The organism is Sphingomonas sp. (assembly GCF_048595155.1).
Classification (GTDB): Bacteria; Pseudomonadota; Alphaproteobacteria; order Sphingomonadales; family Sphingomonadaceae; genus Sphingomonas_I.
Genome location: NZ_JBMDXN010000052.1, coordinates 1 through 11,062, shown reverse-complemented (window position 1 = coordinate 11,062; position 11,062 = coordinate 1). Strand labels below are relative to the sequence as shown.

Sequence of the window (11,062 nt, the reverse complement as noted above, 5' to 3'; positions counted from 1 at the left end):
CAGGATGCGCAGCGTGTCGATGTTGGTGTGCCCCTGCAGCTGGGCAGGCACGATCGTTTCCTCAAAGAAGATCGCGTCGATCTTCCCGATTCGATGCAGGTCCGACATGTACTGGTGCAGCTTGGCGAACACGCGCCCTCGGCTCGTGAATTCCGATCCCAGTTGCCAGGTGCCGGAATGCCCGCGGTCCTCACCGGGCGCCCAGCACGCCCAGCCCGTCGACCGCTTCGAAAGATCAAGACCGAGGACGCGCATCGCTTATTCCGCCGCCTGGGCGTGTTCGACCTGATCGTCGGCTGGCGGACGCGACACATCGGCGCGGGGCAGCGTGACGGTTTCGGCGTCGTCGCCGGCACCGACATCCACATCGAGCTCGTCGCCATCGATGAAGCTGATCGTGCCGACTTGATCGTTGGCGCCCTCAGCCTCGGCCGGGATGATTACCTTGTCGCCTTCCTTCAGCCCAGCGCGCCAGGTGGCGTCGTCGTCGCCGGCAAGATCGCTGTCATCAGTGGGGATGGTGGCGAGCGAAGGCCGCGTGGATTCGCCGATCGGCACGACGTTATCGGTGCTGCCCTTCCCTTCGGCGACGTCGACAAGGTCGCGCGGCATGAAGATGCGGAAGGTCTGCAACAGGCCGTTAAACGAGCGCAGCCAATCGTCGCGCTTGCTCTCTTCCATCTCGACCAGCGCGAACGCGGCCTTGGCGGCTTGCGGCTGGATGTGAGCCGCGTCCTTGATTTCTTTATAGGCGGAGCTCAGCGCCTGCCCATGGGTCGCCTGCTGCGACTTCTCGGGCTTGATGTCGTTGAAGTAGATCCGGCGCGCCAGATCGTAATCGGGTTTCTTGATCTCGACCACCTCGTCGGCGGCCTTCCGTTTCGCCCGTGCCATGTTGTCCTCCTGGTGTGTTGCGCCGGTGGCTTCCTTCGCGGGGCAATGCCGAACCTCATCCCGGCCCGCGTTGACGCTTTCGCGCAGGGGAGCCTTTCCAGCCGCCGGCGCGGTCAGCTGTTTGAAATCCAGGTGAGGTGTTTCTGATGTGTCGATGTGCGCGAGCAGGCCCTTGCGCTCTTCGGCATCGGTCAGGCGCGCCTCGGCCAGGCCGATCCCGGCTTCCATGGCGGCCTGTTCCGTTGGCATGTGGGCGCGGCGCTTCTTCAGGTACTGCCAGAGCTGCAGGGAGCAATTGAGCGTCATGCGCGCCCTGCCTCCCGCATCAGGATGTCGCGGGCGAAGCGGTTGTGGATCGCGGTGGACGCGCCTTGTTTCGCGGCGCGGCTGTGCGCCTCACGCTCCTGCCGGCGACGGGCCAGGGCGCGTTCAAGCTGCCAGCGGAGGATGAGGCGGCGGATCATGCCGCCAACTCGTAGGAAGGATAATCGCCTTCTCGCTCGAGGCGGAGGCGGCAGGGAGCGATCCAGCGCTTGCGGGTATCTGCGGGGACAGGGTCACCCTTCAGCCAGATGAAGGCGCTGTAAGCCGTGGCGGTCGCGGCTTTCGTACCCGGCTTCTCGGCGAACGGATCGACCGCGCCGACGCGGATCAGCCTGCCCTTGAGCATGCAAACCCGCTCACTGAAGGTCAGTTCGTAGCTAGGGGGATTCGGAATGAACAGGTCGGCTGCTCGCTCCTGCCCCTCGGCGAAGGCACTACGCGCTATCACGGCAACACCGACGCGGCTGAGCCGTATGGCGCGCTCGATGAACTCCTGCGCCAAACGGAATGGCGGATTGAGGAACGTCCAGTCGGTCCGATCGAAGTGCGCGTCTGGACCAAACAGATAGTCGCGCACTCGGAAGCCGACGCCATAGTCGAAAATGTCGCTCGCCATGACGTGGCCGAAAGCTTCCGACAGCGGAGCAACCATGTGCCCGCGGTTCGCGCATGGCTCGCGGCAATCCATCAAAGCCAGATCGAAGCCGAGGCCCGTCAAGAATTCACAGATCGCCCGCGTGGCCCAAGGGGGCGTGGGAAAATCGTCGAGCGAATCGTGCGGCTCGATCCGGCGCTGCATCACAGCGGTTGAACGGTTCTGGCTCACCGGGCCATGCTCCGAAGCGCCTGCTCTTCACGCACGAGGCGTGAGCCTTCGCCAGGCGCGAGATTGAACGCCCTGCCCCACTGCTCCGGATCAACCGGCAGCGACGGACGGCCCCTGAGCGCAGCTTTCGCAAGCGCGGTTGATACGGTGGACGGCCGGCTCATCACGCGGCCATCCCGAGCTGAATTGCGGCTTCCCAGACGCTGCCCAACCCGCGTTCGCGCGCTACAGCATCGTAGAACCCGAGCTGCCGCTTGAGGAGCGTAGCGCTCGCGACCTCGGCGTTCCGGCGCAGCGGGTCGTGCGTGGCGGGCGCACCTGGGTTCAACCTGTCCGAATAGCCTTCCCCAGCCTGCACGCCGCATTCGGTCGAGCAATGCCGACGCTTGGACCAACGATCGTCGCTGATCCGGCTGCTGCCGGTCGGGCGGCGATATTGCAGCCCGCAGCCTTCGCAAATCTTCACCAGTGGAAGACGGCTCATCGTGGTGTGTCCTTGGAAAGAAGGGCTTCCAGCGCTCCGATCGCGTTCTCGATCGTGGCGCGGTTGGCGCGGACTTCGTCCGGCGTGATCTGGTCATCGTCCTCGAGCGCGACGGACAGCGCGAGCGCGGCGCGAAGGACATGGCTCTGCCGACCGCGGTCGCATTCAGCGTCGACGCGGCACCCCATCAGCAGGCGGTCGAGGGAGCCGGTAAAGCGAGTGCCCCACTCCCGGCGGCCGAACCCGAAGGCGACGATGCCCATCTCGGCGCTGCCGTCGGCATACTTGGCGGCCTGATCGTCGCTGCGACCAAGTACCTTGCCAAGATCCGCCCAGGTAAGGCCGTCCTGCTGGCGGATCAGGGAGAGATCGTTTCCGACCTCCCGCAAAATGGCGGAGGCGGTCAGCGTCTTGCCGTGGATCGTCGGGCCGCTCATGCCGCATTGCCCCGATCGTTATGGAGCTCCTCGGAACCCCAATCGGCGACCTCATCGCCTTGATCGTCGAGCGTTGCGCGGAAGCGCGCCTCGAGGTCATCCAGCGCCCAAACGAAGGCCAGGACGCCAGCGACGACGGCGCCGGCGATGCACGCGCGGCCGATCGCGATGATCAGGACGGCATAGTCGACGATGAATTGCGCCATGGCTCAGTGCTTCCCGGCGAAGCGGCGAGCGTATTCGGTCGCGATCGCGGCATCGGAAATCGAGGACAGATCGACAGGTCGGTCGACCAGAACGATTCCCCTGTCCTGCCCCCGCACCCGGCGGATCGCCTTCTTCTGCTCCAACTGGGTGACGAGGGCGTGCGCCCGGCCGCGGGAGCGCGCCGCGCCGATACCGTCGCAGATCTCCACAAGCGTGGGCGCGAAACCGTGATCCGAGATGTAGCCCGCGATGAACGTCAGCGCCTGATGCTCGCGCGGGGTCAGCGCCAGATCGGCCCAATCAGCGCAGGTCGGATGCGAGTGGATCGGGTAGCGGCCGGTGAAAGCGGTCGCGGCGTTCATGCCGCAGCCTGGTCGGGCGTCTCGATCCCGAAGAAGTCGTTGGGCAGAACCTCGCCGCCAGTTTCCCGGGCGATGATCGGCATGGTTTCCTTGTCGGGGGTGCGCTCGCCGCTTGCGTATCTGCGCACGGACTCGGCGCTTCGGCTAATTCGGACCGCGAACTCTGCGTTCGACATCCCCTTGGCTTTCAGCCACTCCGCAAGCGTCATCGTGTAATCTCCAATGGAACACCATTATGGTGTCATAGGAGCGGTGTCGTCAACACCATTTTGGCGTGTAGGTGGCCAACACCGTTTTGGTGCACAAGGCCGCATGGCCGGCGGCAACAACATTCAGGTTTTGCGCGAGGCGCGCGGTTGGTCCCGGCCAGAGCTCGGCAGGCGCATGGGGACGAGTGGACAGCAGATCGAGCGGCTCGAAAAGGGCCAGCGGAAGCTTTCACAAGACTGGATCGATCGGGCAGCCGACGCTCTGGAAGTCGATGCGGCGACCATTTTGGATCGCGGCGGTTCTCGCTCGCTGAGCATCACACCAGACATCCAGGTGACGCGATCGGCTGACGACACTGAGATCGTCGCCATTCAGCGGCTGGACCTGTCCTATGCGATGGGCCCCGGCACCAATATCGACGACAGCTACGTCGAGGGCGAACCGGTATATTTCGGCTTAAGCTTTCTACGCGCGCTCACCCCCTCCCCTCCGTCCGCGCTTCGGATCGTTAATGGTGTTGGAGACTCCATGTTCCCCACGATCCACGATCGGGAAGAGCTGATCGTCGACACACATCAACGCGTCCTCAACATGCAGGACAGGATCTGGGCGATCTCGCTGTTTGGCGCTGGCGCGCTGAAGAGGCTCCGCGCGATCAGCAAGAGCACGATCAAGGTGATCAGCGACAATCCCGACGTGCCGGATCAGGACGTCGATGCTTCCGATATCACGATCGCGGCCCGCCTGGTTGGATCGATCAGGCGGCATTGATGCGGCCGACCATCCTCTTGCTTTCGCTTTTGTTGGCAGGATGTAAGTATTTCGAGACCCGTGATGTCGCCAACATCCAGGATGCTGAGCAGGCGGTGACGTCGGCCCTGAATGACCCTGCATCGGCGCAGTTCCGGAATGTCCAGGCCTTCCCCAAAGGGGTCTGTGGCGAGGTGAACGCGAAGAATGGCTTCGGCGGCTACGTCGGGTTTCGTCGCTTCATCTACCGTACCCATCCAGGCAAGGAACTGTTGATCCAGCCGATGGGCGGTCCCGGAGCATCCAATGAGGACAACCTGATGATCCTCGCCATCTCCGATAGCTGGGACGCGGTCTGCAAGGCCGGCTGACATGCCGATCACCGCCCTTTCGCTCGCGGTGGTGGGCACAGAATACCCCAACCGCAAAGGGCCTTCGCGCCGCTTCGAAATAGCGATGTGCCGGCCAGCCGAGCCGGTCTCCCTCGTGCCCGAGCCGAAGAACCCAGCCGATCCCCGCGCCGTGCAGGTGGTGAGCCAACGCGGGATCGTCATGGGCTACCTCAGCGCGGAGCGCTGCGGCTGGATCGGCGGCCTGCTGGCAGAAGGGCGGGATCTACAGGCGGTGTTTCAAGAAGCGACCAGCTGGGGTGCCGTGATCAGGGTGTCGCTGGACGAGAACGAGCCGGACCTTCCACCGGAGCGGGCGGCACCGATTCGAGATCCGGATTGGTGGCCCGACGAAATACCGCCGGACGAATAACACCATACGACACCAAAGCGGTGTTGACACCGTAACACCAATGTGGTGTTATCACTCCATCGTAGCCGATCGCCGCAAGGCCGAAGAGGCTGCAATGATGGAGAACGTCAGTGCATCGCTCGACCGGCTACGGCCTTCCTTACCCCAACGGCGACCTTCCCGCTGCGAAGCGGGTTGAGCTGTACCTTGCCCAGCTGGACGCTGCGGCAGCCAAGTCGAAGGCGCATAAGGCCGCTCAGGCTGAGCCGGTTCGGAAGGCTGCGGCATGAACGCGCTCACTAACATCACCGCCGATCCGCTGGTCCAAGCGGTTGCGCGCGCCAATGATTGGCTTCGCGTCGCCCGCCCCGTGATCAAGGCCTACTTCGCGCTTGAGGACATCGAAGGCGACCTCGGCTCTGCCGGTCTCGGCTTCCGCGGCGACAAGCGCTGGAACGAGGCGAAGGCTTGGGACGAGCGCACGATGGACGAGGCGCGGGACCTGCTGCGCAAGCCCGTATCCGAGATGCAGGAGCTGATCGAGGCGATCCGGCAGACCGCGATCGACGACGAGATGCCCCGGTGGACGCAAGGCTGCGACGTCGACGCCGTGGACGCGGAATACGAGCGGTACGAGCAGGCGATGGCTGACGTGCTGAGCGTCAAGGCCGCTATCAAGATAGTGGCCGATGAGCCGCGCGGTGGTGTGGCATGATGACGCCCTACGACGTCGCACCGCGCTGCGACACGCCGATCCAGCCGATGGACGAGCATCGCGCATGGCCGCGCCTCAACGCATTCAACGTGCGGCTGAGCAAGATCATCCTATTCGGCCTGCTGCCCATCTGTTTCATGGCTTGGCTCGTGGCGGGGAAAGCGCTGTGACGCGCGCCCCCCTCTCCTACGGCACCCGTCACGAGCCAAGAACGGATTGGGCCGGCCACGATGCGGAGACGCCCGTTGCGGGCTTCTACCGCATGCGGCTGCGCAGCGGTGGCGTCTTCGTCGCCGTCAAGCTGTGGCACGGTCTGCCGCTCGACCCTGAGACACTGGACGAGCTGGACCGCGCGCCGTGCTGGAACGCGCTGATCAACGGCGCCTGGGCGAACGTCACGGACGCCTGGCCCCGATGCGCCGACGAGCCGGTCGATGCGCAGGAATATGCCTTCCTACTCTCGCGTGTCGGCTGGGCCGCGCAGCACGCGCCGGACAGCCCCGTCGCTGACCCGACCAAGCGGGTCGATCCCCTTTCATCCCCCCTGTTGTTCTGAGGAGCCGCCGATGGCCGCCAAGTTCGATGACGTGAAGCCCTGGCCCGCGCAGAAGGCGCCGCCACAGGCCGTGGGCAGTCAGCCGGGACATAACCGCCCCGTACCCTCGGAAGACGCCCTGCGCGAGTTCCGCGACCTGCTGGCGCAGCGTAGCGGCCTTGAGCAGCGGATCACCGACCTGCTCGGAAGTGCCAGCCGTGCAGCCGCGACCGACCAGGAGAGCGCGGGCCGGTGCGGCGAGCTGGTGAAACAGGTCAGCGCCGCGATCAAGGTGATCGAGGACGCCCGCGTCAACGTAAAGGAGCCCTACCTGGCCGCTACGCGCGCGATCGATAGCGCCGCGCGTGAAAAGGCCTTGCCGCTCGTTGATGCGCGCGCCGTCGTTCAAGGCAAGCTCAACACCTTCGTCCGCGAGGAGGAGCAGCGCCGCGTGGCCGAGGCCCGCCGCGCCGAGGAAGCCCGCCGCGTCGCCGCCGAGGAACAGCGCCAGCGCGAGGCAGAAGCCGCCAAGGCGGGACAGGCTGCGCCCGAGCCGGAGCCGGTCTACGCGCCCGCCCCTGCGGCCGAGGAGCCCACCCGCATCCGGGGCGATTACGGCACGCTGACGAGCGCGCGGAAGGTCTGGAAGCACGAGATCACCGACATCACCGTCGCCTTCATGGCGGTGGAGAAGAACGCCAACGTTCGCGAGGCGATCGACAAGGCGATTGCTGCGCTGGTGCGTAGCGGGATCCGCGAGATCGAGGGTGTCCGCATCTTCGAAGACACCGTGGCGCAGGTGCGGTGATGGGCGAGCCTGAGAACCCGCCAGCATTTCCGCAACAGTGCGCAGATGCGCTCGACGTGGGGATGGTCCATGAGGGCATGAGCCTGCGCGACTGGTTCGCCGGTCAAGCAATGTCGCACGCGCTATCCGCAACGGCTTCGCACGACGGCTGCTACAACTTCGAGGCGGCGGCCCACGGCGCCTACGAGATGGCAGACTGCATGCTCGCCGAGCGCGCCAGCGGCATCGCCGCCGAGCCGCAGCCTGATGCTGCCGCAGTCGCCCGCTGGAGAGAGCAGGGCATCGCCAATCACGTCAACGGCACCTGCACCAGCTGCGAAAAGCCCGCCGCTGACTGCTGGTGCGTGCCCTTCTGAGGAGATCGACCATGCCCGTTTTTGTCGCCTGCAAGTTCCGCCCGACCGATGCGCGCACCTTCACCTACACGTGGGATGGCGAGCCTCTCGCCCCCGGCGACTTCGTGAAGGTGCCCGACGCGCGGAGCGATGGCTGGAAGCGCGTCGAGGTTGTCTCGATCAGCGACGACGCCCCGCCGTTCGCGTGCAAGCCCATCATCGGCAAGATCGACCCGGACGCCGAGATACTGGCCGCGATCGAGGCCGGCACCACCGATCCCAAGCCCGACGCGCTCACCGCGCCCGTCGTCGAATTCTAAGGAACCCGACCCATGGCCACTGCCCTTGCCAACATCGATGAAACGCGCGCAGCTGTCACGTCGCTGAGCAACCAGCTCGCGACGCGCGCCGAGCAATTTAAGATGGCGCTGCCAGCCCACATCAAGCCGGACCAGTTCCAGCGTACCATCATCACCGCCGTGCAGTCCGATCCGGAGCTGCTCCGCGCGGATCGGCAAAGCTTGCTGCTCGCCTGCATGAAGGCGGCACAGGATGGCTTGCTGCCCGACAAGCGCGAGGCCGCGCTGGTGATCTTCAAGGAGAACAAGAAGGACGCCGCCGGCCAATGGGTGTCGCGACTGCTCGTCCAGTACATGCCGATGGTCTACGGGCTGCGAAAGAAGATCCTGCAGTCGCGTGAAGTGACCGACATCAAGGCCGCCGTGGTTTACCGGCGCGAGGTCGCGGAAGGTTTCTTCATCTACGAGGAGGGCACGGAATCTGTCCTCCGTCATAAGCCGATGCTCGACCTCACAGAGGAAGATGCAACCGACAGCAACATCGTCGCCGCATATTCGATGGCCACCTATAAGGACGGCTCTAAGTCCTACGAGGTGATGCGCCGCTTCGAGGTCGATAAGGTTCGCGAGAAGAGCCAGACCGGCGCCACCCGCGACAAGAGGGGCAATCCGCGCACGCCATCCGGCCCCTGGGTCGAATGGTATCCGGAGCAGGCGAAGAAGACGGTTATGCGCCGTCATTCCAAGACCTTGCCCATGTCTGGCGACCTGATCGACGTCGAGGCTCGCGATGACGCGATCTACGCCGCTTCAACCGCGAACGTCCTTTCGGCGACCGAGGTAGCGCCGCCCACCGTGCTCCCCTCCCGCACCGACACCCCGCACGACCCCGACACGGGCGAGGTTCTGGACGAGGAGACGCAGCAGCAGCTCGACCGAGAGAGCCTGCGCCAGATGGACGGCGGGGCCGATGACGAAGGCGGCAAGCCCGACGAGGAGCGCGGCGAAGCCAACGAAGGCGCGGCCGACCGGATCATCGACGAGATCAACCTGCGCACCACGGTGCCGGACATCAACTCGTACATGTCGGGCCAGGGCCACACGCTCGCGGCGCTTTCGGACGAGGATCGCAACCGGGTCGCCGAGGCGCAGACCGCGCGGGTCGAGCTGATCAAGGCTGGGAAGGCGGAGTGATGGGGGCTGGCCTCTTCATCGACGGGTTTGCCGGCGGCGGCGGGGCCAGCACCGGCATTGCGCAGGCGATTGGTCGCGAGGTCGATATCGCGATCAACCATAGTGAGACGGCGATCGCTATCCACAAGGCCAACCACCCTGGCACGCGGCACTTCTGCCAAGACATCCGCGCCATTTGGCCCAAAGCAGCAACCAGGCTCGAACCTGTCGCCGGCGCATGGTTCTCTCCCGACTGCAAAGAATATAGCCGCGCGAAAGGTGCGCCGGTGAAGGATCGCCATATCCGCGCTCTTTCGAACGAGGTGACCAACTGGCTACGAGAGGTTCGTCCGGCCGTCGCCTACCTCGAGAACGTCGAGGAATACGAAACCGCTTCGCCGCTCGATACCGATGGAATCCCGATCAAGGCCCAAGCCGGCAAACCTTTCAAGCGCCTGATCCGGCAATGGCGCGGACTAGGCTACCGGGTGCAATGGCGGAAACTCAAAGCCTGCGATTGGGGTGCCCCGACTAGTAGGCGCCGCCTCTACATCATCATGCGCTGCGACGGCCTGCCCATCGTTTGGCCCGAACCGACACACGCGCCGGCTAACGATGACCGCGTGCTGAGCGGTGAACTCATGCCCTATCGCACCGCAGCCGAGTGCATCGATTGGTCCATCCCCATACCGTCGATCCTAGACCGCGCGAAGCCGCACGCCGACGCGACCAACCAGCGGGTCGCCCACGGCATTGTCCGGCATGTCATTGAGGCGGCGAAGCACGGCAAAGCCTTCTTCGTCCCCGCGAACGGCATGGGCGTTCCGCACATCACGAAATTCCACGGCGGAAGCGTCGGCTCGCCGATCGACAAGGAAATGCCGACCGTCACCGGAAACGGAAATCCGACGCGACAGGCCGGCGCGTCCCCCCTCGGCCTTGTCGACGCGAAGCTCGCGCCTTTCATCAGCTATGGCCAGCATGGCGGAGCGAACCGGCCGGCCAATGACCCGCATCACACCGTCGCAGCTTCAAAAAAAGACACGAACGGGATCGTCGCCGCAACCTTGATCGGCGTGGGGGGCAGGCGCGCGCAAAGCCCGCCCGTCGCGCTCGACAGCGCTTATCCGACGACAACGGGCAAGGCGGACGCCGCGCTTGCCTCAGCCTTCCTGACCCGCTTCTATGGCAGCGACAAGCGCGGCGCCGGCGGCGACCCCGAACAGCCCCTACCTGTCACGCGCGCCAGCGGTCAACACCATGGTTTGGTCGCTGCGCATATGGCGCAGTTCAACACCAACCCCGATGGCTCGCATAACGCCGGCCACTCCATGCGTGACCAGGTCAGCACGGTCGCCACGCGAGGGCCGCATCAGGGGATCATCGAAACGACGATGATCGAAGAAGGCGCGCTGTCGCCGGAGATCATGCGGCGGGCAGTCAAGGTCGCTGCCTTCCTCGTCAAATATTACGGCGAGGGTGGGCAGGATCAGGCCATTGATCGTCCTCTAGACGTCATAACCGACAAGGCGCGGTTCGCCGTGGTCACGGTGACGATTGATGCGATCACCTATGTGATCGTCGATATCGGCCTGCGGATGCTCACTCCCCGCGAGCTGGCTCGCGCGCAAGGCTTCCCCGACACCTACGTGCTCGATCCGGAATGTTGGTACACGACGGACCCTAGCAAGAGGTATCCGCAGGGCCGGCGCAAGTTCGGGCGTATGCCCATTTCAAAGCAGATCAGCGCGATCGGCAACAGCGTTTGCCCGCCAGTGGCGCGGGCCCTCGTCGCCGCCAACCAACCGCAGATCGCCGACGTAAGGCTAGCAGCATGACCCAAGCCTATCCCCTGCAATGGCCGGCCGGTCTCGCCCGCAACGATCGCAAGGCCGCATCCCAGTTCAAGACCGAGCTGAATGCGGCGCTGAACAACGTCCGCAAGTCGTTGGAGGCGTTCGG

Annotated in this window: 21 protein-coding genes; 12 read left to right on the top strand and 9 right to left on the bottom strand. The window is 64.9% G+C overall.

Going from position 1 to position 11,062, the window contains the following annotated elements; genetic code table 11:
- From ACOJSI_RS08685 to ACOJSI_RS08645, 9 genes are all read right to left on the bottom strand, one after another.
- A partial coding sequence (locus ACOJSI_RS08685) for a hypothetical protein (protein WP_420137877.1) occupies window positions 1-255 on the bottom strand: 255 nt, incomplete at its 3' end.
- Between the two features lie 3 nt (window positions 256-258).
- Window positions 259-1,200: a hypothetical protein gene (locus ACOJSI_RS08680; RefSeq protein ID WP_420137876.1), complete on the bottom strand. Its 942-nt coding sequence runs from the start codon at window positions 1,198-1,200 to the stop codon at window positions 259-261.
- Window positions 1,197-1,358 (bottom strand): hypothetical protein, encoded by a 162-nt coding sequence (locus ACOJSI_RS08675; protein ID WP_420137875.1) that lies wholly within the window; start codon window positions 1,356-1,358, stop codon window positions 1,197-1,199. The genes ACOJSI_RS08680 and ACOJSI_RS08675 overlap by 4 nt, the downstream gene beginning before the upstream one ends.
- Window positions 1,355-2,017, bottom strand: a complete 663-nt coding sequence (locus ACOJSI_RS08670; RefSeq protein ID WP_420137874.1) for a hypothetical protein — start codon at window positions 2,015-2,017, stop codon at window positions 1,355-1,357. Before ACOJSI_RS08670 ends, ACOJSI_RS08675 begins: the two co-directional genes overlap by 4 nt.
- A 190-nt stretch (window positions 2,018-2,207) precedes the next feature.
- A complete protein-coding gene (locus tag ACOJSI_RS08665; RefSeq protein WP_420137873.1) occupies window positions 2,208-2,528 on the bottom strand; it encodes a hypothetical protein in 321 nt (106 codons plus the stop codon).
- The gene (locus tag ACOJSI_RS08660) at window positions 2,525-2,965 is read right to left on the bottom strand and encodes a hypothetical protein (RefSeq protein ID WP_420137872.1); all 441 of its coding nucleotides are present in this window, start codon (window positions 2,963-2,965) and stop codon (window positions 2,525-2,527) included. Before ACOJSI_RS08660 ends, ACOJSI_RS08665 begins: the two co-directional genes overlap by 4 nt.
- Window positions 2,962-3,171 (bottom strand): hypothetical protein, encoded by a 210-nt coding sequence (locus tag ACOJSI_RS08655; RefSeq protein WP_420137871.1) that lies wholly within the window; start codon window positions 3,169-3,171, stop codon window positions 2,962-2,964. The genes ACOJSI_RS08660 and ACOJSI_RS08655 overlap by 4 nt, the downstream gene beginning before the upstream one ends.
- Window positions 3,172-3,174: 3 nt before the next feature.
- Window positions 3,175-3,534 (bottom strand): LexA family protein, encoded by a 360-nt coding sequence (locus ACOJSI_RS08650; RefSeq protein ID WP_420137870.1) that lies wholly within the window; start codon window positions 3,532-3,534, stop codon window positions 3,175-3,177.
- Complete coding sequence (locus tag ACOJSI_RS08645) at window positions 3,531-3,743, bottom strand: helix-turn-helix domain-containing protein (protein ID WP_420137869.1); 213 nt, start codon at window positions 3,741-3,743, stop codon at window positions 3,531-3,533. The genes ACOJSI_RS08650 and ACOJSI_RS08645 overlap by 4 nt, the downstream gene beginning before the upstream one ends.
- Before the next feature lie 13 nt (window positions 3,744-3,756).
- Here ACOJSI_RS08645 and ACOJSI_RS08640 point away from each other — a divergent pair, with 13 nt between their 5' ends.
- The 12 genes from ACOJSI_RS08640 (at window position 3,757) to ACOJSI_RS08585 (ending at window position 10,938) form a co-directional block, all read left to right on the top strand.
- On the top strand, window positions 3,757-4,515 hold the full coding sequence (locus ACOJSI_RS08640; protein WP_420137868.1) for an XRE family transcriptional regulator: 759 nt from the start codon (window positions 3,757-3,759) through the stop codon (window positions 4,513-4,515).
- Window positions 4,515-4,865: a hypothetical protein gene (locus ACOJSI_RS08635; RefSeq protein ID WP_420137867.1), complete on the top strand. Its 351-nt coding sequence runs from the start codon at window positions 4,515-4,517 to the stop codon at window positions 4,863-4,865. Before ACOJSI_RS08640 ends, ACOJSI_RS08635 begins: the two co-directional genes overlap by 1 nt.
- A 1-nt stretch (window position 4,866) precedes the next feature.
- The gene (locus ACOJSI_RS08630; RefSeq protein WP_420137866.1) at window positions 4,867-5,256 is read left to right on the top strand and encodes an HIRAN domain-containing protein; all 390 of its coding nucleotides are present in this window, start codon (window positions 4,867-4,869) and stop codon (window positions 5,254-5,256) included.
- A gap of 110 nt (window positions 5,257-5,366) precedes the next feature.
- Entirely contained in the window at window positions 5,367-5,525 is a 159-nt protein-coding gene (locus ACOJSI_RS08625) for a hypothetical protein (RefSeq protein ID WP_420137865.1), read from the top strand.
- Entirely contained in the window at window positions 5,522-5,950 is a 429-nt protein-coding gene (locus ACOJSI_RS08620) for a hypothetical protein (protein ID WP_420137864.1), read from the top strand. The genes ACOJSI_RS08625 and ACOJSI_RS08620 overlap by 4 nt, the downstream gene beginning before the upstream one ends.
- On the top strand, window positions 5,947-6,120 hold the full coding sequence (locus tag ACOJSI_RS08615; RefSeq protein WP_420137863.1) for a hypothetical protein: 174 nt from the start codon (window positions 5,947-5,949) through the stop codon (window positions 6,118-6,120). Before ACOJSI_RS08620 ends, ACOJSI_RS08615 begins: the two co-directional genes overlap by 4 nt.
- Window positions 6,117-6,506 (top strand): hypothetical protein, encoded by a 390-nt coding sequence (locus tag ACOJSI_RS08610; protein WP_420137862.1) that lies wholly within the window; start codon window positions 6,117-6,119, stop codon window positions 6,504-6,506. Before ACOJSI_RS08615 ends, ACOJSI_RS08610 begins: the two co-directional genes overlap by 4 nt.
- Window positions 6,507-6,516: 10 nt before the next feature.
- Complete coding sequence (locus ACOJSI_RS08605; protein ID WP_420137861.1) at window positions 6,517-7,293, top strand: hypothetical protein; 777 nt, start codon at window positions 6,517-6,519, stop codon at window positions 7,291-7,293.
- Complete coding sequence (locus tag ACOJSI_RS08600; RefSeq protein ID WP_420137860.1) at window positions 7,293-7,649, top strand: hypothetical protein; 357 nt, start codon at window positions 7,293-7,295, stop codon at window positions 7,647-7,649. Before ACOJSI_RS08605 ends, ACOJSI_RS08600 begins: the two co-directional genes overlap by 1 nt.
- A gap of 11 nt (window positions 7,650-7,660) precedes the next feature.
- Complete coding sequence (locus ACOJSI_RS08595) at window positions 7,661-7,948, top strand: hypothetical protein (RefSeq protein ID WP_420137859.1); 288 nt, start codon at window positions 7,661-7,663, stop codon at window positions 7,946-7,948.
- 12 nt (window positions 7,949-7,960) lie between these two features.
- A complete protein-coding gene (locus tag ACOJSI_RS08590) occupies window positions 7,961-9,121 on the top strand; it encodes a recombinase RecT (protein WP_420137858.1) in 1,161 nt (386 codons plus the stop codon).
- Window positions 9,121-10,938 (top strand): DNA cytosine methyltransferase, encoded by a 1,818-nt coding sequence (locus tag ACOJSI_RS08585; protein WP_420137857.1) that lies wholly within the window; start codon window positions 9,121-9,123, stop codon window positions 10,936-10,938. The genes ACOJSI_RS08590 and ACOJSI_RS08585 overlap by 1 nt, the downstream gene beginning before the upstream one ends.
- Window positions 10,939-11,062: the final 124 nt, after the last annotated feature.